This is a genomic window from Clostridium sp. MD294, assembly GCF_000364165.2.
In the GTDB taxonomy this organism is placed as follows: domain Bacteria; phylum Bacillota; class Clostridia; order Lachnospirales; family Anaerotignaceae; genus Coprocola.
On the sequence record NZ_CP097810.1, the window covers coordinates 693,748 to 714,790 of the forward strand.

Sequence of the window (21,043 nt, forward strand, 5' to 3'; positions counted from 1 at the left end):
CACGTGGAACAAAAAGACATTGAGAACAATACTCAATGTCTTTTTCTATTAACTTCCTAGTGAATTTTTATTCGACTTTTCATTCAAAGAAGTATCTTCTTTTGTAATTGCCGCTGCATTTTTAATTGCCTTTTGTACTGCTGTTTTAATTTCTTGTTCTGCTGAAATTACCATTTGTTCTTCATCAATTTGTTTGTTCGTTGTTTGATTAAATTGTTTTTGCTGTTGTTCTGTTTTTTGAGCAATTCTTTCAATAATATCTTCTACAGAATTAGAAATAACATCAATATTTTTTTCTTGTTCGTTTTCCACTGTATCAGAAGATATTTTTTCTATTTCTGATATAATTTTAAATTGTTCTGTTTGAAATGGCTCTGGTCTATGATATTTTTTTACTTTATTTTCTGTTGTACTTTTCTCCGTTAATAACAAAACTTGTTCTTCTAATCTACGAACTTTTTCTTCTGTTTCACTTTGTTGTGTTTCTTTTTCCATTTGTATCGTTTCTTTTACCAATTCTTTTACTGTTTCTTTGATATTTTCAATTTCTGCCTTCTTTTTTATGATAACTGTATTTTCAGAAATTTGTTGTGCTATTTCTTCTTCTGCCATAATAGAAGCTTTTTCATTCGTTGTTACATCGCCTATCATTTCAATTTTTTCTTTTTGTTGTTCTACCTTTTGTTTTGGTTCAAAAAGAGGCTTATCTTTCCACTTAAATATTTTTTTCGGTTTTACTTTTACTACTTTCTCTGCTTTTCTTTTATAAGCATTCTGTTGTGCTATTTCTACTGCCTGTAATTCTTCTGTAGAAAGCACATAAGTGCTGACACCCATTTCAATGGGTTTTGCATATGTAAAAGAGCCTGTCCTACTATGAATACCATTTAGCACAACACCATTATCTTTGGCATCTAATAAAGCCAATGCAAAACAAAGATTTCCTCCCATTTCATCAAAAGGATTATATCTGACAATACCTACTTTTTGTATGTTTTCAGACATAATTGCGTCCATATCTGTAACCATATCAAGCAACTTTCCATATTTTTGTTCTATTTCTTTTACACTTTCAAAATAAGCATTTATTTTCATTTCTAAATTCAAATCAGGCCTACGATTTGTACCCATAAAAATATCATATCGTTTTCTTTCTCGCCCAATTTTTAAAAACAATACAATACACATTGAAAAAAGTATTATTACTGCTACAATTAAGCCAGCTAATATAAAAGGTAAATAAAATTGTATTATTTCATTGATTACTTCCACGCATCACACACCTCGTTATCTTTGTATTGCTTTAAATAAAGCGAGTATCCTGTCTAAATCATCATTAGAATAGTATTCAATTTCAATTTTTCCTTTATTTTTTTTATTACTTAATTTTACTTTTGTTGCAAAAAGTGTTTTTAAATCATTCTCAATAGAATGATAGGCACTTGTATCAAAAAAAACTGTTTTTTGTTCTATCTGTTCTGTTATATTTTCATTTTGCTGCAAAGATTTTACTATTTTTTCTACTGTTCTAACACTTAAATCTTCGTCAATAATTTTTTCTGCTAATTCATATTGTACAGCATTGTCTGAAATAGGCAATAATGTTTTAGCATGTCCAGCAGATAATTTATTTTCTCTCACTAGCTCAATTACTCTGCTGTCTAAATTTAACAAACGCATAGAATTTGAAATAGTAGAACGACTTTTTACTACTTTATTAGAAATTTCTTCTTGTGTCAATGAAAATTCTGTTTGCAGTCTGTAAAAACTTTCTGCTTCTTCAATAGGATTTAAATCTTTTCTTTGTAAATTTTCTATCAGAGCTACTTCAAATGCCGCAATTTCATCTAAATTTTTGACAATAGCAGGTATTGTTTTTAATCCTGCAATTTTTGCTGCACGAAATCTCCTTTCTCCTGCAATCAGTTCATAATAGTCTTGTATCTTTTTAACAATAACAGGCTGTATCATACCATAACTTTTTAAAGACTCTGCTAATTCTAGAAGGCTTTCTTCATCAAAATATCTACGAGGCTGATTTTTATTTGGTTCAATTTTATTTATGTCGATTTCCAACAAATTCTCTTGTGAAAAACTTCCTTTTCCATAATTTATTGCTTTGGTATTAATAAGAGCTTCTAGTCCTTTTCCTTTAGACCCAAGTCCCTTTTTTACAGATGCCATACTACCCTCACTCCCTTTCTAATACCTGTTGTGCTAGTAGTTCATAACTTTCTGAACCTTTTGATTTTGGGTCATATAAATGAATAGGCAAACCATGACTTGGTGCTTCTCCTAAACGTACATTTCTTGGTATTATAGCATAATAATCTACTTCTATTTTCAATTCTCTTACAATGTCTTTTACCGCTTCTACTACTTCTGGTGATAAATTTGTTCTAGCATCATACATTGTAAATACAATACCCTCTAATTTCAAATACTTATTTAAACTTTTTTGAACTAAATCAATGGTATATATTAACTGCTGTAATCCTTCTAATGCAAAATATTCACATTGTATAGGCACGAGTACAGTATCAGAAGCCGTTAAGGCATTAACAGTAATAATATTTAAAGAAGGAGGACAATCAATTATAATAAAATCATATTGTTCTTTTATATTGTCTATTTCTTTTTTTAATATATATTCTCTGCCTTCTTTTCCAATTAGTTCAATTTCTGCACCTGTTAAATTGATATTTGCAGGTACTACTTCTAATCCCTTTACACAAGTCGAAAGTTTTACATCAGAAAGAGAACATTCTTCTAACATTACATCATAAATAGTACTTTCAATGTCATTTTTGTCTAATCCAATGCCGCTTGTTGTATTTCCCTGTTGGTCAGCATCAATAGCAAGTACCTTTTTTCCTTTATTTGCAAGCCATGCAGATAAATTAATTGCTGTTGTTGTTTTCCCTACGCCACCTTTTTGATTGGTAATGGATATTACTCTCACTTTACTCATATGTATTTGCCACTCCTAACTCAGTATGCACTATCAATAAAAAATTACAGTACATCAAAAAAATTTTTTGTTGTTGCTGTTTTAGTCATCGCTTTTGGCTGTCTGACTTTTTGTTTATGAACAAAAGGAGTATTGACAGTCTAATAAATTTACATTTTATTTTATTATACTAATAAAATAAAATAATTGCAATAATGTTCCACGTGGAACATTTCTCAAAATGATATTTCTTTTTGTTCCACGTGAAACATAACAAAAATAAGGTACACCTTTTATAGGTGTACCTTATTTCTATTGAAAAAACTATTTTAAAATTTTCCAAATATAGAAAGTCTTCTTGACAATACAGAAATATCTAAAGGCATATTAGGACCTCTTTCTCCATCTACTGTTGTTTCATGAAATTGAGAATGTTCTGTATCTAAACATTCAATTTTAAAACTTTTTTCTTTTAAATAAACAACACCACTATCCTTTACAAATTCTCCATTGAATATCTTTAAAAACAATATAGGTAATTCAATTACTGGTTTTGCTTTAATTCCTACAAAATCAAACATACCATCTGTAATAGAGGCAGAAGGAGCAATATGGTTAAACCCACCTGTTCCTGCACTATTGAGTACTAAAAATAAATATAAATCTTCTTGAAGTACTTTATTTTCTGTAGTAATACGAAATGGTATTTTTCTAAAATTAGCAAGCTGTTCAATACCTTTAATATAATACGATAAACTCCCTAAAGCAGATTTTAAATCCTTATCTACATTTTGAGAAACATTTGTAAAAAGACCACCAGCACAAACATTTATAAAACACTGTCCATTTGCAACACCAACATCGATTTTTTTAGGTTTTTCTGTTACAATAATATGACAGGCTTCTTCTACATCTCCCGTTTTTAAACCTAAAAATGTAGCAAAGTCATTTGCTGTACCAGAAGGAATGACACCCAATGGAATGTCAATTTCTCTTTCTATCATTGCATTTACAACAATGTTAATTGTGCCATCTCCCCCTGATACCACAATTAAATCATAATTAATATCCATATTTAATATATGCTGTCTAATATCTCCATTTAGTATACTGCGAAAAATATGCACTTCATACCCTGCTTGCTGAAATATAGAAAAACAAATATCTAAATCAAATTTAAACGTTTTGCTTCCTGAATGGGGATTATATATCAGTTTGCACTTTTTCATAGAATATTCTTCTCCTTTTTTTTGCAATTTGTTCCATATAAAACAGTAAAAAGAAAACAAATTTATATTACATTTGTTCAGGAGCTTTTATTCCTAATAAAGCTAGTCCTTTTTTCAATACTGTTTTTACTGCAATTACCAATGCAATACGTGCTTGTTTTATTTGCTCTTCACTTGTCAATATATTGTTGTCATGATAAAATTTGTTAAACGCCTGTGACAAACTAACAAGTTGTCTTGTCAAAATATAAGGTTCTAATTTATCTGCTGCTTCTTGTATTTTTTTAGGAAACTGCTCTAATATCTTACACACTTCCATAGAAGCATCATCTGTTAATTTACTATAATCAATATTTTGTGCTAAACTACATTCTCCTTTACGCAATATACTACAAGCACGAGCGTGCGTATATTGTACATAAGGACCTGTTTCTCCGTCAAAATTTAACATTCTTTCCCAAGAGAATACAACATCTTTTATTCTACTATTATATAAATCATTAAATATTACAGCACCAATGCCTACCTGTTCTGCAACCTCTTTTTTGTTTGGCAAATCTGGATTTTTTTGTTCTATAATTTTTTGTGTTTCTGATATTGCTTGATTTAAAAGTTCTTCCATAAGCACCACATTACCATGTCTTGTAGAAAGTTTTCCACTATCCAAACTTACTAATCCAAAAGGTACATGAATTAAATCCTTCCACCAATCATATCCCATTTTTTTAATAACTGTAAACCATTGTGAAAAATGTAAATTTTGGTCAAGTGCAGTTAAATAAATACATTTATCAAAATGATACGTATTTTTTCTATAAAGTGCTGCTGTGATGTCACGAGTAGCATATAATGTTCCACCATCTTTTCTAATAATTAAACAAGGAGTCATTTTTTCTTCTTCTAAATCTACTATCATAGCTCCTTCGCTTTGTTGTAAAAGATTTTTTTGTTTTAATTCTTCTACAACTGCTGCCATTTTATCATTATAAAAGCTTTCTCCTGTATAGGCATCAAAATGTACCCCCAACATATCATAAACTCTATTAAATTCTTTTATACTAATATTGTAAAACCATTTCCACAAAGAAAGAGCTTCTTCTTCTCCATTCTGCATTTTAACAAACCAGCTTCTTGCTTCTTCTTCTAATGCTGCATCTTTTTCTGCTTCATCATGAAATTTTACATAAATTCTCATAAGTTCTTGTATACCATATTGTTCCACAGCTTCTTTACAACCCCATTTTTGATAGGCAACAATCAGCTTTCCAAACTGTGTGCCCCAATCTCCTAAGTGATTGACACCCTCACAGTGATAACCTAACGTTTCAAATATTTGATATAAAGCATTTCCTATTACAGTAGAACGCAAATGACCTACATGAAATGGTTTTGCAATATTAGGAGAAGAATAGTCAATAACAATTGTTTTTCCTTCTCCTAGAGTACTATTTCCATATTTTTCATTTTGACAAAGTACTTTTTCAAGTACTTCTTTGACATATACATCTTTTGATACAAAAAAATTGATATAAGCATTTTGTATTTTAATTTCTTGTATAAAATCTGGTTTTACAATCTTTTCGCTTAATTCCTGTGCAATAAGTGCAGGTGCTTTTTTAAACTGTTTTGCTAGTTTAAAACAAGGATATGCAAAATCTCCCATATCTTTATTAGGTGGTGTTTCTATAGCATTTACAATTTCCTGCTGCTGCACACCTGTTACTTGTTCTAATAAATAAGCAATTTCTAATTTAAAATTCATTTATTTTTTCCCTCCAAATATAAACTATTAAAAATATATTAACACAATATCATGATATATTTTTATGGTATTATTGCTGTATATTTTGCAATATTTACTTTAAACAATTTATCACAGCAATGAAGAAAATGCAATATACAAGTTGTTAATAAATAGTAATGTTCCACGTGAAACATTTTTTTAAAAAGGAAATAGAAAAAGCAGCTTTCTAAAATGCTCATATGCAAAATTCAACACCAGCATTAAAGATGTAACATATCCAGCAAAAAAAATTACTTTAGAATAATAATTATCTCTTTTGCCAGAAAGTAATACATCTAATATAGATTGTATACAAATAATCATAAATATTTCAGCTGATAACCTCAAAAAATCCTGCATATTTTTCACTCCCTTTTTAAAATTTATGAATATTTTCCTTTTCAAAGAACTGTTTTTGTATCATAATATACTTATAACAATATTAAAATACAATAACTGATAACAAAAACAGCATTATAAAAAAAGGAGTGAAAAAAATGAAGCAAAGCAAAAAAAGAGTTTCGTTATTTTGTGCTGTAATGGCAGTATGCACTTGTACATTAAGTGCAGTACAGCATATACTGTTTTACATTGCAAATAAAAAACAAAACACACAACAAATTTCTCAAAAAATATATCAAAGTAAAGAAGGTGCTATAACTTATAGCGTATATGGTACAGGACGTCCTCTTTTATTGTTGCACAATACAGAAATTGGTGCAAGTAGTTTAGAATGGCAAAATAATATAGAAAGCCTTAGTCGTATGTATCAGGTATTTGTACCAGATTTACCTGGTTTTGGAAATTCTCAAAAATCTAAAATTACCTATACTGCTTATCAGTATGCACTATTTATCAATCACTTTATAACAGATATAATACAACGTTCTGCTTTTGTTGTAGCATCTTCTGCTTCTGCTGATTTTGCAGTAATGGCATATGCTTTAAATCATGATAATATTAGAAAGTTAGTATTAATTTCTCCTACAGCATTTCAAAATACTATACCAACAGAAAGAGAGAACCGAAAAAGAATATTATATCAATTACCTTTAATAGGAACACAAATTTTTATATTATCTGCTTCTAAAAAAGCAATCAAAAAAAATTTAACAGAAAACTTATTTTTTAGCAAAGAAATCGTTACAAAACAATTAATAGAAAACTATTATACTATGGCACATAGAGGAAATGAAATCGCTCGTTTTTCATTTGCCTCTGTACAGTCACAATTTTTATATGCAGATATACAAAAAACATTAAAGGAAATGAAAATACCTCTCTGTATAGTATGGGGAAAACAAAACAGATGTAATCCACCAGAACAAATGGACAATATAAAAAGTATTAGACCATATGACACTTATTTTTTATTTGAAAATACAAGAATATTACCTCATTTTGAAAACAGTAAAGTATTTAATGAAAATATACACAGTTTTTTACAATAACAAAAAGAAAGGAAAAACATTATGGAAGCTCTATGGAAAACAGAAACACAAAAAGATATGGAGTACTGGTTTCAAAAAGTTTTAGAACCTGAGGCCTATGTACTCAAAAGAGGAATTGTAGCTAGTATGAACCCTAAATTTGTACAATGCAGCTATGAACAAAAAACACTTACAATAGAATTTGTGGTACAAAAATGGCAATTAAATCCAGAGGGTATACTACATGGAGGTATGCTTGTTACAGCATTTGATACTGTATTTGGGTTACTTTGTCATTACTACAGCAAACAAAACATGATTAATACTATAGAAATTAGTGCCACATTTTTAAAACCTATACCAGAAAACTGCAAATATTGTATTATAGTAAAAGCAAATCATGTAGGACGAACCATTACTTCTATGACAGCAGAAGCACGTTCTTGTGAAACAAATTTACTTTTGGCAACTGCTTCTACTTCTTTTATGAGATTAGAACAAAAATTTGTAGACATATTACCTAAATAAACAGTATCATTTGCTATATTCTTATTTATAAAACATTAGTAATATCCTTCTACCTTTTAAGTACAGGATATTTACTAATGTTTTTTATTATTATTCAAATTATTACAAAATACTATTAAAATATGCTTGTACACTATTTTTTAACACGTATTGTAATTTCAAAACCATCTTCTTTTGGCGTATTCTCATAAAAAACAGTCATACCTGATTTTTTTATAATATTAATAGATTGCCTAATAGAATTTGTAAAAAGCCTTATATCTGTAATATATCTTTTTTCTTTTTGAATGTGTCTTTGTTGTTTTGGTTGACACATTTGTTCCATTGCTTCCGTTACTAGTTCTTCTGTCTGTTTTATTGTCAATTCTTTTTGTACAATATGTTCTAGCAATTCTAACTGTATTGCTTCTTCTGGTATTTTTGATATTGCTTTACCATATTTTTCTGTTAGCTGATATTGTATTATTTTATTTTTGACTTTGTCGCTTAATTTTAATAAACGTACTTTATTTGAAATAGAACACTGCCCTTTATCTATTTTGTTTGACAATTCTTCTAATGTCATATTATAATACTGCATAATATTTTGATAACCTTCTGCTTGTTCCAAAAAATGTAATTCTTGTCTTTGTAAATTTTCTGTCATACTAATAAAAGCACTTTGTACATCATTTACATTTAATATTACAGCAGATATTGTGCTATATCCTGCTAATTCACAAGCTCTCAAACGTCTTTCCCCTGCTATTAATTCATAATAAACACTTCCTACTTTTCTTACTATAATAGGCTGTAACAAACCATATTGTCTAATAGAAGCTGATAATTCTTCCAAAGCATTAAAATTAAAATACTTCCTTGTTTGATAAGGATTAGGTCTAATTTTATTAATAGGGAGTGTTTGTATTTTTGTATCTTTTTTGAAAAATGTCATATCAGCAAGTTTCAAAACTTCCATAAAGAAGCCCCCTTTTATTACAACAAATATATTTTATTTTCCAGATTATACCATACAATACAGCATTAACGCTATTTTTTTGAACGCAAAAAATTCGATTTGTTGACAAAAAAATAGAATACATTGCATACTATTATACAATGTATTCCTTAACCTAACTATACTACACTACTAATAAAACAACATTATATTATTATATTTTTGATATACTAAGCTATTATTATCTAAAATTGCAATGATATATTAATATTATTTATTGTATAGGGTTTTTTACTGGTTTTCCTGCTTTTCTAGGATATTTTGTTGGTGTTTGTGCTATTTTTTTAATCAATACAACTTTATGCTCTAATTCTGTATTTGGTATTTCAATTTGTTTTACTTCAATCAGTTCTCCTCCTAATAACTGTATTGCCTTTTGAGATTGTTCTACTTCTTTTTGAGCCTCTCGTCCTTTGAGTGCAACAAACATACCTCCTACTTTTACAAAAGGCAAGCAATACTCCAGTAATACATTCATATTTGCTACAGCACGAGAAAAACAATAGTCATACTGTTGTCTATAGCTATTTTCTTTTGCAGCACATTCTGCTCTTTCATGAATACAATTTACATTTTTTAAAGAAAGCTGGTCAACTACTTCTTTTAAAAATGTTACTCTTTTTTGAAGGGAGTCCAAAAGTGTTAAAGAAATAGAAGGACATACAATTTTAATAGGAATACCCGGAAATCCTGCTCCTGTACCTACATCTATTACAGATGCTTCTTCAGATATAGTAATATGGGATACAACACTGATACAATCTACAAAATGTTTTAATACAACTTCTCTTTCTTCTGTAATTGCTGTCAAATTTATATTTTTATTCCATTCCAATAACAATTTCTGATAGAGCATAAACTGTTGTATCTGCATATTATTTAATATAATACCCATTTTTTTGCAGCTCTGATATAATAATTTTTCCAAATATTTTCCCCCTTACATAAAATCATAATACATTCATTATTACTATTTATTTTGGTATTTTCAGTAATTAAAACATTGTAAAAAAATATTTTATGCACTTAAAACAAAAATATCATTTTTATAGTATTTAGTAAAATAATATAAAAATAAGTAAAGTTACAATAATACTTTTTATTTTAAATAGTTTCTGTTTTTTGTCTTTTATTTTGCTCCATATAAATCAAAAGTACTGAAATATCTGCTGGAGAAACTCCTGTAATACGAGAAGCGTGTCCTATAGAAATCGGTCTAATATCATTCAATTTTTGCTGTGCTTCAATTCTTAATCCTTTTATAGTAGTATAATCTATATTTTCAGGTAATTTTTTGTTTTCCATTTTTTGAAATTGTTCTACTTGTTTCATTTGTTGTTTAATATATCCTTCATATTTGATTTGTATATTTACTTGCTCTTTTATTTCAAAAGGTAATTCAGGGCGTTTTATATCCAATATAGATAATTTTTCATAATCTAATTCAGGACGTTTTATGAGTTCTGAAAGTCTTACTCCTGTATGAATTTCTGTACTATGATATTTTTCAAGCAATTGTTGTACTTGTTCAGAAGGTGCTACTATAATAGAAGAAACCCTTTTCATTTCCTTTTCAATTTCATATTGCTTTTGTAAAAGTGCATCATATCTCTTTTGTGAAATCAGACCTAATTCATACCCTAAAGGAGTCAATCTTTGGTCAGCATTATCTTGTCTTAATAACAACCTATATTCTGCACGAGATGTCATCATTCTATATGGCTCTTTTGTACCTTTTGTAACCAAATCATCTATCAATACGCCTATATAAGCATCAGAACGTTTCAATATCACTGGAACTTCTTTTTTAATATATTTTACTGCATTAATACCTGCAATTAATCCCTGTGCTGCTGCTTCTTCATAACCAGAACTACCATTTAATTGTCCAGCACTAAACAAACCCTTTATATTTTTAAATTCTAAACTAATTTTTAATTGTGTCGCATCAATACAATCATATTCTATAGCATAAGCATTTCTAGTTATTTGACAATTTTCAAGTCCTGCTATTGTTCTGTACATAGCAATCTGTACATCTTCAGGCAAAGAAGAAGACATTCCCTGTATATACATTTCTTCTGTATTTTCTCCTTCAGGCTCTATAAAGAGTTGATGTCTTTGTTTATCAGAAAAACGAACTACTTTATCTTCTATAGATGGACAGTATCTAGGACCAGTGCCTTCAATCACACCAGAATACAACGGAGAACGATGTAAATTTTGTTTTATAATATCATGTGTTTGTTCATTTGTATATGTTAGCCAACAGAGAACCTGTTCTCTTTTGATGTCTTCTGATTTATTTTCAAATGAAAAAGGTACAATATTTTCGTCACCGTATTGTGGCTGCATTTTTGAAAAATCAATAGAATTTTTGTTCATACGTGCAGGCGTACCTGTTTTAAAGCGATATAAGCGAATACCTAAATCTTTTAAACATTGGCTTAGTTTTGTAGCTGCCATTAAATGATTAGGGCCACATTCTGTAATAACATCACCATATAAGCAACGTGCTTTTAAATATGTTCCTGTGCAGAGAACTACTGCTTTACACTTATATAAAGTATTGCCATTTGTTTTGACCCCTTTTATAGTACCATCTTCTACTAACAAATCTACAATTTCATACTGCCTAATTTGCAAATTAGGTGTTTTTTCTAATGTATGTTTCATTTCTGATTGATAACGTATTTTATCTGCCTGTGCTCTCAAAGAATATACAGCAGGGCCCTTTGCTGTGTTGAGCATTTTTGTTTGAATGTATGTTTTATCAATATTTTTACCCATTTCGCCGCCAAGTGCATCAATTTCTTTTACAATATGCCCTTTGGAACTTCCTCCAATACTAGGATTACATGGCATCATAGCAATACTGTCTAAACTAATTGCAAATAATACTGTTTTCATACCCATACGTGCTGCTGCAAGTGCTGCTTCACAGCCTGCATGCCCCCCGCCTATTACTGCTACATCAAATTCATCTATTATATAGGACAACACTATTCCTCCTTTATTACTTTCCTAAACAAAATTTTGTAAATATTCTATCTATAATTTCCTCATCTACTGTATCACCTGTAATTTCTCCTAAAGCTGCATTTGCTTGCTGTAAATCCATAGAGATAAAATCTTCAGGCATATGTGTTGTAATCGTTGTTAATGCTCTTTGCATGGCTTGTTCCGCTCTATAAAGTGCATTTGTATGACGAACATTTCCTAATATACCGTCATCAGCAGTAATCATTTCTCCATTAAAAAATAAATTTTTTAATTGCTGTATTAATTGCTCTAGTCCCTTATTCTGTTTTACAGACACAGATAATATTGCAGCATTTTGTGTGTATTCTTTTAAACTTTCTGCTGTGATTTTTTGTTCTAAATCTGATTTATTTAAAAGTATAATCGTTTTTTTATTTTTGATAAAAGAAAGTATTTCTTTGTCTTCTTTTTCTAAATCATGAGAACTATCCAATAAAAGTAATATCAAATCTGCTTTTTCTGCATAACTTTTTGATTTTTCAACACCAATTTTTTCTACAATATCTCCTGTCTGTCGTATACCAGCAGTATCCACTATTTTCATAGCAATACCCTCTATATTGACATATTCCTCTACAGTATCTCTTGTTGTACCTGCCACATCTGTTACAATAGCTCTTTCCTCTTCTAAAAACCAATTTAATAATGAAGATTTCCCTACATTTGGTTTTCCTATAATAACTGTTTGTATTCCTTCTCTTATAATTTTTCCTCTATCTGCATTTTTTAAAAGTTGTTCCATTTCTGAAATAATTTCTGTTGTTTTTCTTTCCATATCATTATAAGTATCCTGTTCTATATCGTGCTCTGGATAATCAATTACTGCTTCTATAGAGGCAATCATATCCAACAATTTAGAACGCATTTGTGTTACTTTTTGTTGAAGCCTTCCTCCTAATTGATTTACTGCAGATTGTCTGGATATATCTGTTTTTGACTGTATTAAATCAATTACAGCTTCTGCCTGTGATAAGTCAATTCTGCCATTTAAAAAACTTCTTTTTGTAAATTCTCCTGGTTCAGCCAAACGAGCCCCATTGTTCAACACTAGTTCTAGCACTTTTTGAAGTACTATTATACCACCATGACAGTTAATTTCTACAATATTCTCTTTGGTATATGTGTTTGGTGCTTTCATTACTGTAACTAATACTTCATCAATAATATTATCTGTTTTGTTATCCACAATATAACCATAAGACAATGTATGACTTTTTTTTTCTAGCAAAGAAATTTTATTTTTAGATTGAAATAATTTATCTACAATAGAAATGCTATTTTCTCCGCTTATACGTACAATACCTATACCACCTGTAGCACCTGTAGATATTGCTGCAATAGTATCTTCTAATCCTATTACTTTCATTTTTGTTATCAATCCTTTCTATTGAAAAAACCGATATAGTAATATATCGGTTTAAACATCAATTATTTTAATGTAATTACTACATTACGATAAGGTTCTTCTCCTTCACTATATGTTGTTACATAGCGGTCATTTTGTAATGTGGAATGTATAATCCTTCTCTCATAAGGGTTCATGGGCTCCAAAACAACATTCCTTTTTGTTTGTTTTACTTTCTTTGCTAAATTATAAGCTAAACTTTCTAATGTTTCTTTTCTTCTTTGTCTATAATTTTCTGTATCTAACAATATACTAACATAAGGTGAATTTCCCTTATTTACAACAAGGCTTACTAAATATTGTATAGAGTCTAGTGTTTGTCCTCTTTTTCCAATCAAAACACCCATTTCATCACCGCTTAATTCAATAGCGAGTTGCCTCTCTTTTAAATTTGTTTCAATCAAAACATTCATATTCATAGCTTGAAACATCTCTTGTAAAAAAGTAACAGCAATTTTTTCTGGATTAAATTTTTTAACAACTTGTATTACAGCATCTTTTGCACCGAATACACCTAAAAAACCTTTTGTACCTTCATCAATTACAGTAACTTCTACTTCATCTCTGGAGGTATGAAGTTCTTTTAGTGCTTCCTGTAATGCGTCATCAACTGTTTTTCCACTTTTTGTTATTTTATCCATTCTGCTGTGCCTCCCCTTCAAACTTCTTCCTAAAATACTTCTTCAACAATAATTGCTGCACAATAGAAATTAAGTTACTAACCACCCAATAAAGCCCCAAAGCGGCTGGAACACTAATTGTCATAACTCCCATCATAATTGGCATAACATAAAGCATTGTATTTGTCATAGAATTTGTCATAGCCGCAGCTGGGTCGTTAGGGTCTGTTGTATTATTTGTTAATTGTTGCATAATTTTAGATTGTCCCCATGTTGTAGCTGCTGCCAATATAGGTACAATGATACCAGGAAATGATAATCCTGGATTATTAATTAATGAAATACCTAAAAACATTTCAATTTCATTTTTTTGCTGTAATAAATTTGGTAAATTTTGTATATGCTCTCCCAATGTGTCTAGTACATATGTCCAGTCAGCAGATTTAAAACTATCAATAAGTGCAAAATTTTGTATCATATTTGCATCATAACCTGCTTTTGAAAAGCCTTCTAATGCCTTTGTTAACATATCACTTTGCCAAAATTCTAAATATGGCTGGAATACCGCAGTTCTAACCGTTTCTGGTGCACTATTTAATACATTTGTAATTTCTGTATAATTTTGTGCAATGACATCTACATATAAATATGCTTGTTGGAAAATATAAAATAACGCATATAATATAGGCAATTGTATCAATAAAGGTAAACAACCACTTAACATACTAATGCCATTTTTTTTCTGAAATTCTTGTAATTCTAAAGCCATTTTTTGTTGTGAAAGCTGATCCTTTTTATCTTTATATTTTGCTCTGATTTTATTCATTTCTGGTTGTAATTGTTGCAGTTTAAATGATGAACGTTGTTGTTTAATCATCAAAGGAAATAATATAAATTTCACAATAATCGTAAACAATATAATAGCAATTCCCAAACTACCATTTGTAGAAATACCATATATAAAATTAAATAAAGCATTATAAACAATGCCTAAAACGTTTGCAATGGCACCAAAAACAAAATTCGGTTTTCTCAGCACCAGCAATACTCCAGTATTCATAAACAGTTTTTCCTCCTTAGCGAGAAGCAATATAGCGAAAATTACACTTCGAAATAAAGTTTCTAACTTCAATTTTTATTCTTTTTTTCTGGAACAGGGTCATATCCTCCCTCATGAAAAGGGTGACATTTTAATATACGTCTGATAGATAAATATACACCTTTTAACACGCCAAAACGACAAATAGAAACATAAGCATATTCTGAACAAGTAGGTATAAAACGACAATGAGCACCAATATAAGGAGAAATAGTTATTTGATAAAATTTGATACTAATTAAACATAGTTTTTTTAATATATCGCTTATTCTATTATTCATTTTTATGCTTCTTTCTCTGCTGTTTTTGGTAATAACAGATTATGCTTTTTTAATAAATGTTTTAAAGAATGGTCTATTTCTTGGAAAGAAGCAGTATTTGCAAAAACACGAGCAATTATTATAATATCATATCCTTTTGCAATCTGTTCTTCTCTCAAACGATAACTCTCTCGTATTAATCTTGTCACACGAGAACGTACTACACTTTTTCCTACTTTTTTGCTAACAGAAATACCTATGTGGTTTATTTGCTTACCTGTTTTTAAAACATATATCACCAAATGGCGATTTGCTAATGACTTGCCTTTGTTATATACATAGCGAAATTGAAATTTCTTTTTTAACGATTGTGTCTGCTTCACTTTTTTATCTCCTTCTAAAAAAAGAATTACGCTACATACAATAAAAGGCCACAATTTGCGGCCTCATGCTACTGCAGGTATAATTCTAATTAACATTATGCAGATAATACTTTTCTTCCTTTTCTTCTTCTAGCAGCTAATACTCTTCTACCATTTGCTGTACTCATTCTTTTTCTAAAGCCATGAACTTTACTTCTTTGTCTTTTTTTTGGCTGAAATGTCATTTTCATAGTAACTTGCACCTCCTTTATATTACATACCTATCCCTGCACACAGGCAAGCACTGAAAATATTATATAAAAAAATAGTAATCACGTCAAGAAAAAAATAGCTTTTTTCAATTATGCCAAGTATTTTTGGACTTGTCAATAATAACATTAATATTAAAAAAATTATTATTTAATATTGTTTATAAAATATCTAAAGTTTTTATCATACATTATACTATATTTATTTAGTATAATAATATTATTTAGTTATTTATTATCATTGTACAACTTTATATTAATCTTCTATATTATTTTTTTAATCTCAAAATTCAAATTTTTTTATTTTTTTTAAATACTATGTAAAAGCTGTTGATAACTTTTTATTCTTTTGATATACTAAGTTATCCACATTTCCACATTATCCACAGCTTATTTTATCCACACTATATACAGCAGATAAAAATTGTGGATAATTCTGTGGATAACTTAAGAGTTATCCACAATTTATCCACAGTATTATTTTTATTTATTGATTTTTCAATAGTTATTGCTTGTGGAAAAATAAGACAATCTACCTGTGGATAGTGTGGATAACTTATATATTTTTCTTATATAAAAAAGTTATCCACAATTTATCCACAGTATTTTATTAACTTATCCACAACTATGAAATAATTTACAGGGGGAAGACCATGGACGAAATAAAACAATATTGGGACAATGCTTTAAAAATATTAGAAGAAGAAAGTTCTTCTCCTGTCAGTTTTGAAACTTGGATTTTACCTATTGTTCCTTATAAAATTGAAGATAATTCTTTTATATTAAAAATAAAAGATGATTTTTATCGTGATATGATACAAAAACGATATTTATCTTTAATTCGTAGTGCTATACAAACTGCAACAAAAATAGATTATGAAATTAAAATGATAACAAATGCAGAAGTTTCCAAACAATTAGTATCTATGCCTCAAAATAATGTTATAACCACAACTGAAACAGTTTTTGTTGAAAGTAACTTAAATCCTCGTTATATTTTTAGTTCTTTTGTTGTAGGAAACAGTAATCGTATGGCACATGCTGCTTCTTTAGCAGTAGCAGAAGCCCCTGCTGAGGCATATAACCCTTTATTTTTATATGGTAATTCAGGACTTGGCAAAACTCATTTAATGCACTCCATTGCACATTATATTCTAGACAAAAATCCTTCTACTAAAGTGTTATATGTTACAAGCGAAACATTTATGAATGAATTTATTACTGCTATTCAAAACAATAAAAATGAAGAATTTCGTAATAAATATCGTAATATTGATGTTTTACTAATAGACGATATCCAATTTATATCTAAAAAAGAAGGAACACAAGAAGAATTTTTTCATACTTTTAATGCTCTTCATGAATCAAATAAGCAAATTATTATATCTAGTGATAGGCCTCCTAAAGAAATTAAAATATTAGAAGACCGTTTAAGAACTCGTTTTGAATGGGGATTAATTGCTGATATACAAGCACCTGATTATGAAACACGCATTGCCATATTACGTAAAAAAGTAGATGCAGAACATTTACCAGTAGGAAATGATGTACTTGCTTTTATTGCTAAAAGCATTGTTTCAAATATTAGAGAACTAGAAGGGGCTTTAACACGTATTGTAGCCTATGCTGCATTAACAAATCAAATAGTTTCTATTAAATTAGCTGAAACTGCATTAAAAGATATTTTCAATGAAAATGCCTCTACACAAATTACAGCAAATTTAATACAGCAAATTGTTTCAAACTATTATAATATTCATATAGAAGATATTCAAGGAAGTAAAAAAACAAAAGCAATTGCTTTTCCAAGACAAATTGCCATGTATCTTTGTCGAAAATTTTTAGATATTTCCTTACCTAAAATAGGAGAACAATTTGGTGGTCGTGACCATACAACAGTAATCTATGCTGTTTCAAAAATAGAAAAATCTTTAAAAAAAGATGCTCTTTTACAACAAGAAGTATCTGAGTTAGAAGAACAGATTAAAGAGTATTAATCTGTGGATAACTCTTGTTATTTTGTGGATAACTTTATACTAATATTCTATATTATAAATTCTGTGGATAACTAGGTAGTTTATCCACAGCTTATCCACAATTATTCACAATGTTATCCACAGCTGTTTTTATTGTAATTACATGGTTTATACGGGTTATCCACATTATCCACAGCCCCTACTACTACTACTAATTAATATTAATTATTTATTTATTAAACTTTATATAAAGGAGTTGTTCACAATTATGAAATTATATTGTTCAAGAGAGTTATTACTTAATGCTCTTACAATTGCTAATAAAGCGATTTCTAATAAAACAACTTTAGAAATACTAAAGAGTGTTTTATTAACGGCAATGAATGGAAAATTTATTGTAACAGCAACAGATTTAGAAATAGGCATACAGTCAGCTCCTATTGAAGCTACAATAGAAGAAGAAGGAATAATTGCCCTTGACGCACATCTCTTTACTGAAATTATTAGAAAAGTAAATGGTGATAATGTTTTAATACAAACTAATGCAAAATATGAAACATCTATTTCCTGTGGTTTCTCAGATTTCAAAATTATGGGACAGAATGGAGAAGACTTTCCAATATTACCTGAAGTAGAAAAAAATCAAAGATATAAACTATTACAATCTGATTTAAAAAATATGATTAGACAAACAATTTTTTCTATTGCACAAGATGAGTCTAAACCTATATTAACAGGAGAATTACTAGAATTAAAAAAAGACTGCATACAAATGGTATCTGTAGATGGTTATCGTATTTCTTTTAGAAAAGAAAATTTGTCTGAAAGTACAAAAGAAACAAAAGTAGTTGTCCCAGGAAAAACACTTTCAGAAATTAATAAAATTTTAAGCTCAGAACAAAAAGAGGTTTTGCTATATATAACAGAAAAACATATACTATTTGATATTGATGGAAATATTGTTATTTCTCGTCTTTTAGAGGGAGAATATATAAAATATGAGCAAAGTTTTTCTGATGATTATAAAACTAAGTTTTATGTTAATACAAATGATTTTTTACAAACATTAGAAAGAGCTTCTCTAGTTTCAAAAGATAGCAGAAAAACACCTGTAAGACTTGATATTACACAGAAAAAATTAAGTGTAAAGGCACAAGCTGAAATTGGTACAGCATATGAAGAAATTGAAATAGAATTAGAAGGAGAAACATTACAAATTGCATTTAATCCTAAATATTTAATAGATGTATTACGTGTAGTAGATGAGCAAAGAATTTCTATACAATTCACAACATCGTTAAGTCCTTGTATTATTAGATCATTACAATCAGAAGCATTTCGCTATTTAATATTGCCTTTACGTTTATAAAATGATAGGAGGAAATAATATGAATGAAATTATAATTAAAACAGAATTTATAAAATTGCAACAGTTACTAAAGTTGGCAGGAATAGTAGGACAGGGTTCTGATGCAAAATTATATATTAACAATGGTGAAGTAAAAGTAAATGGCATTATTGCAATAGAAAGGGGTAAAAAAGTGCGTTCTGGCGACATTGTAACAGTACAAAATATAGGACAATTTAAAGTACTACAAAAACGATAAATTAAAAATGTATTCTATAAAAAGTTTTACTTATGGGGCATCATTTCATTTTGAAAATAATGATGACCTCAAAATAAAATTGTTTTCGCATTTAGGAAGTGAATTGATGTATATACAAAAAGTATCATTAACAGGCTATAGAAATCTAAAAGATACAACATTATTTTTAAAAAATGGTGTTAATATTTTTTATGGAGAGAATGCACAAGGAAAAACAAACTTTTTAGAAGCATTATATTTATGTGCTTCTGGTCGCTCTTTACGTACAAAGAGTGATAACCAACTTATAGAATTTAAATCGAAAGAAAGCCATATACAAATGTTAATACAAAAACAAAATAGCATGAACAAAGTAGATATTCACCTAAAAAGAGATGCAAAAAAAGGAATTGCTGTCAATGGCATTCCATTAAAAAAATTAGGGGAGTTGTTTGGTACTTGTCATGCTGTCATATTTTCACCAGAAGATTTGAATTTAGTTAAAAATGGTCCTATAGAAAGACGTCGCTTCATAGATATGGAAATTTGTCAAATAAATGCAGTATATTACTATAATTTACAAAAATATTATAAAATACTAAAACAAAGAAATCATTTGTTAAAAGAAATACAAAAAAATCCTTTACTAAAGGATACTCTTTTTGTGTGGGATAAACAGTTAGTAGATACAGGAAAACGCATTATTGACACTAGAAACAATTTTTTAAGTCAATTGAATAAAATAGCAAGCGAAAAGCAAAATACGCTTACAGGTGGCAAAGATGCCCTAGAAATCCTATATAAACCAAACAGCACAATACAATTATTAGAACAAAAGCTTGTAAAAAATCATCAAAGAGATATTTTACTGGGAACGACACAATCGGGTCCCCACAAAGATGATATATTATTTTTAATAAATGGCAGAGACGTCAAACAATATGGTTCACAAGGTCAACAAAGAACAACAGCACTCTCAGCAAAATTAGCAGAAATTGATTTAATAGAACAACAAACAGCACAAAAACCTATACTGCTTTTAGATGATGTACTTTCTGAATTAGACAAAAATCGTCAAAATTTTTTAATGGAAAGCATAGGACATTTACAAACAATACTTACTTGTACTGGAATAGAAGATGCAATAAAGGGATATATCAAACAAGCATACCTTTTTCATGTAGAAAAAGGAGAAATTAAAAAAATAAAATAATTATTCTGTCGAATTGTTTCCCATTCACTAAAAGCCTTGAAATAAAAGGCTTTTTTTTGCTTGTGAAAAAGTTAAAAAAATGGTATAATATTTTTATCAAATAGTGGTAATCTCTCTCTTTCTTTATAAAATGAGAGAGATTACTATGAAAAGTACAAGCTCCCACAACGCAACAAAATGATATCAAATGTTTTTTATTATTCCTAAACTTATATAACAAATTTACAGGTGTTTTCGAAGTAATACAACTATAAAACTATTTTTTTATTTTAGATAATAAGTAATTTACTGTAA

At 28.9% G+C, this 21,043-nt stretch carries 21 protein-coding genes; 6 read left to right on the plus strand and 15 right to left on the minus strand.

The annotated features are described in order from the left end of the window. Positions 1 to 48: 48 nt before the first annotated feature. From C820_RS03375 to C820_RS03400, 6 genes are all read right to left on the minus strand, one after another. Positions 49 to 1,272, minus strand: coding sequence for a DUF4446 family protein (locus C820_RS03375; RefSeq protein WP_004035281.1), 1,224 nt, complete (start codon positions 1,270 to 1,272; stop codon positions 49 to 51). A gap of 15 nt (positions 1,273 to 1,287) precedes the next feature. After that, positions 1,288 to 2,184, minus strand: a complete 897-nt coding sequence (locus C820_RS03380) for a ParB/RepB/Spo0J family partition protein (protein WP_004035280.1) — start codon at positions 2,182 to 2,184, stop codon at positions 1,288 to 1,290. Positions 2,185 to 2,191: 7 nt separating this feature from the next. Next, positions 2,192 to 2,971 carry a ParA family protein gene (locus C820_RS03385; RefSeq protein WP_004035278.1) on the minus strand — a complete coding sequence of 260 codons (780 nt, stop codon included), beginning with the start codon at positions 2,969 to 2,971 and terminating at the stop codon, positions 2,192 to 2,194. Positions 2,972 to 3,279: 308 nt separating this feature from the next. Then, on the minus strand, positions 3,280 to 4,179 hold the full coding sequence (locus C820_RS03390) for a YegS/Rv2252/BmrU family lipid kinase (protein ID WP_004035276.1): 900 nt from the start codon (positions 4,177 to 4,179) through the stop codon (positions 3,280 to 3,282). 67 nt (positions 4,180 to 4,246) lie between these two features. Beyond that, complete coding sequence (argS, locus tag C820_RS03395; RefSeq protein ID WP_004035274.1) at positions 4,247 to 5,941, minus strand: arginine--tRNA ligase; 1,695 nt, start codon at positions 5,939 to 5,941, stop codon at positions 4,247 to 4,249. A gap of 180 nt (positions 5,942 to 6,121) precedes the next feature. After that, positions 6,122 to 6,322 (minus strand): hypothetical protein, encoded by a 201-nt coding sequence (locus C820_RS03400; protein ID WP_004035272.1) that lies wholly within the window; start codon positions 6,320 to 6,322, stop codon positions 6,122 to 6,124. A 137-nt stretch (positions 6,323 to 6,459) separates the two neighbouring features. Here C820_RS03400 and C820_RS03405 point away from each other — a divergent pair, with 137 nt between their 5' ends. Beyond that, the gene (locus C820_RS03405) at positions 6,460 to 7,413 is read left to right on the plus strand and encodes an alpha/beta fold hydrolase (protein ID WP_004035270.1); all 954 of its coding nucleotides are present in this window, start codon (positions 6,460 to 6,462) and stop codon (positions 7,411 to 7,413) included. A 21-nt stretch (positions 7,414 to 7,434) separates the two neighbouring features. Then, complete coding sequence (locus tag C820_RS03410) at positions 7,435 to 7,920, plus strand: PaaI family thioesterase (RefSeq protein WP_004035268.1); 486 nt, start codon at positions 7,435 to 7,437, stop codon at positions 7,918 to 7,920. Positions 7,921 to 8,053: 133 nt separating this feature from the next. Here the strand turns inward: C820_RS03410 and C820_RS03415 are convergent, their stop codons facing one another. From C820_RS03415 to rpmH, 9 genes are all read right to left on the minus strand, one after another. Beyond that, positions 8,054 to 8,878 carry a ParB/RepB/Spo0J family partition protein gene (locus tag C820_RS03415; protein WP_004035266.1) on the minus strand — a complete coding sequence of 275 codons (825 nt, stop codon included), beginning with the start codon at positions 8,876 to 8,878 and terminating at the stop codon, positions 8,054 to 8,056. A gap of 253 nt (positions 8,879 to 9,131) precedes the next feature. Further along, positions 9,132 to 9,845 (minus strand): 16S rRNA (guanine(527)-N(7))-methyltransferase RsmG, encoded by a 714-nt coding sequence (rsmG, locus tag C820_RS03420; RefSeq protein WP_004035263.1) that lies wholly within the window; start codon positions 9,843 to 9,845, stop codon positions 9,132 to 9,134. 176 nt (positions 9,846 to 10,021) lie between these two features. After that, on the minus strand, positions 10,022 to 11,917 hold the full coding sequence (gene mnmG, locus C820_RS03425; protein ID WP_035296136.1) for a tRNA uridine-5-carboxymethylaminomethyl(34) synthesis enzyme MnmG: 1,896 nt from the start codon (positions 11,915 to 11,917) through the stop codon (positions 10,022 to 10,024). Positions 11,918 to 11,933: 16 nt separating this feature from the next. Further along, positions 11,934 to 13,325: a tRNA uridine-5-carboxymethylaminomethyl(34) synthesis GTPase MnmE gene (gene mnmE, locus C820_RS03430; RefSeq protein ID WP_004035259.1), complete on the minus strand. Its 1,392-nt coding sequence runs from the start codon at positions 13,323 to 13,325 to the stop codon at positions 11,934 to 11,936. A gap of 62 nt (positions 13,326 to 13,387) precedes the next feature. Further along, complete coding sequence (jag, locus tag C820_RS03435; protein ID WP_004035257.1) at positions 13,388 to 14,005, minus strand: RNA-binding cell elongation regulator Jag/EloR; 618 nt, start codon at positions 14,003 to 14,005, stop codon at positions 13,388 to 13,390. Continuing rightward, positions 13,998 to 15,044: a YidC/Oxa1 family membrane protein insertase gene (locus C820_RS03440; protein ID WP_004035255.1), complete on the minus strand. Its 1,047-nt coding sequence runs from the start codon at positions 15,042 to 15,044 to the stop codon at positions 13,998 to 14,000. Before C820_RS03440 ends, jag begins: the two co-directional genes overlap by 8 nt. Positions 15,045 to 15,112: 68 nt before the next feature. After that, positions 15,113 to 15,364 (minus strand): membrane protein insertion efficiency factor YidD, encoded by a 252-nt coding sequence (yidD, locus tag C820_RS03445; RefSeq protein WP_004035253.1) that lies wholly within the window; start codon positions 15,362 to 15,364, stop codon positions 15,113 to 15,115. Between the two features lie 2 nt (positions 15,365 to 15,366). Then, on the minus strand, positions 15,367 to 15,726 hold the full coding sequence (gene rnpA, locus C820_RS03450; protein ID WP_035296334.1) for a ribonuclease P protein component: 360 nt from the start codon (positions 15,724 to 15,726) through the stop codon (positions 15,367 to 15,369). Positions 15,727 to 15,821: 95 nt separating this feature from the next. After that, a complete protein-coding gene (gene rpmH / locus C820_RS03455; protein ID WP_004035249.1) occupies positions 15,822 to 15,956 on the minus strand; it encodes a 50S ribosomal protein L34 in 135 nt (44 codons plus the stop codon). Positions 15,957 to 16,627: 671 nt separating this feature from the next. Here rpmH and dnaA point away from each other — a divergent pair. The 4 genes from dnaA (at position 16,628) to recF (ending at position 20,749) form a co-directional block, all read left to right on the plus strand. Further along, positions 16,628 to 17,971, plus strand: coding sequence for a chromosomal replication initiator protein DnaA (dnaA, locus tag C820_RS03460; protein WP_004035243.1), 1,344 nt, complete (start codon positions 16,628 to 16,630; stop codon positions 17,969 to 17,971). Positions 17,972 to 18,218: 247 nt separating this feature from the next. Beyond that, positions 18,219 to 19,319 (plus strand): DNA polymerase III subunit beta, encoded by a 1,101-nt coding sequence (gene dnaN, locus C820_RS03465; RefSeq protein ID WP_004035242.1) that lies wholly within the window; start codon positions 18,219 to 18,221, stop codon positions 19,317 to 19,319. 19 nt (positions 19,320 to 19,338) lie between these two features. Further along, on the plus strand, positions 19,339 to 19,557 hold the full coding sequence (locus C820_RS03470) for an RNA-binding S4 domain-containing protein (RefSeq protein WP_004035240.1): 219 nt from the start codon (positions 19,339 to 19,341) through the stop codon (positions 19,555 to 19,557). A gap of 106 nt (positions 19,558 to 19,663) precedes the next feature. Then, positions 19,664 to 20,749 carry a DNA replication/repair protein RecF gene (gene recF / locus C820_RS03475; RefSeq protein ID WP_035296135.1) on the plus strand — a complete coding sequence of 362 codons (1,086 nt, stop codon included), beginning with the start codon at positions 19,664 to 19,666 and terminating at the stop codon, positions 20,747 to 20,749. Positions 20,750 to 21,043 lie beyond the last annotated feature (294 nt).

Excerpts from the sequence above, each read along its gene's own strand:
- rpmH (WP_004035249.1), bottom strand. The coding sequence starts at position 15,956 with ATGAAAATGACATTTCAGCCAAAAAAAAGACAAAGAAGTAAAGTTCAT.
- recF (WP_035296135.1), top strand. The coding sequence starts at position 19,664 with ATGTATATACAAAAAGTATCATTAACAGGCTATAGAAATCTAAAAGAT.
- C820_RS03410 (WP_004035268.1), top strand. The coding sequence starts at position 7,435 with ATGGAAGCTCTATGGAAAACAGAAACACAAAAAGATATGGAGTACTGG.
- C820_RS03400 (WP_004035272.1), bottom strand. The coding sequence starts at position 6,322 with ATGCAGGATTTTTTGAGGTTATCAGCTGAAATATTTATGATTATTTGT.
- C820_RS03385 (WP_004035278.1), bottom strand. The coding sequence starts at position 2,971 with ATGAGTAAAGTGAGAGTAATATCCATTACCAATCAAAAAGGTGGCGTA.
- jag (WP_004035257.1), bottom strand. The coding sequence starts at position 14,005 with ATGGATAAAATAACAAAAAGTGGAAAAACAGTTGATGACGCATTACAG.
- dnaA (WP_004035243.1), top strand. The coding sequence starts at position 16,628 with ATGGACGAAATAAAACAATATTGGGACAATGCTTTAAAAATATTAGAA.
- dnaN (WP_004035242.1), top strand. The coding sequence starts at position 18,219 with ATGAAATTATATTGTTCAAGAGAGTTATTACTTAATGCTCTTACAATT.
- argS (WP_004035274.1), bottom strand. The coding sequence starts at position 5,941 with ATGAATTTTAAATTAGAAATTGCTTATTTATTAGAACAAGTAACAGGT.
- mnmE (WP_004035259.1), bottom strand. The coding sequence starts at position 13,325 with ATGAAAGTAATAGGATTAGAAGATACTATTGCAGCAATATCTACAGGT.
- C820_RS03470 (WP_004035240.1), top strand. The coding sequence starts at position 19,339 with ATGAATGAAATTATAATTAAAACAGAATTTATAAAATTGCAACAGTTA.
- C820_RS03390 (WP_004035276.1), bottom strand. The coding sequence starts at position 4,179 with ATGAAAAAGTGCAAACTGATATATAATCCCCATTCAGGAAGCAAAACG.
- C820_RS03380 (WP_004035280.1), bottom strand. The coding sequence starts at position 2,184 with ATGGCATCTGTAAAAAAGGGACTTGGGTCTAAAGGAAAAGGACTAGAA.
- C820_RS03415 (WP_004035266.1), bottom strand. The coding sequence starts at position 8,878 with ATGGAAGTTTTGAAACTTGCTGATATGACATTTTTCAAAAAAGATACA.
- yidD (WP_004035253.1), bottom strand. The coding sequence starts at position 15,364 with ATGAATAATAGAATAAGCGATATATTAAAAAAACTATGTTTAATTAGT.
- C820_RS03405 (WP_004035270.1), top strand. The coding sequence starts at position 6,460 with ATGAAGCAAAGCAAAAAAAGAGTTTCGTTATTTTGTGCTGTAATGGCA.
- C820_RS03440 (WP_004035255.1), bottom strand. The coding sequence starts at position 15,044 with ATGAATACTGGAGTATTGCTGGTGCTGAGAAAACCGAATTTTGTTTTT.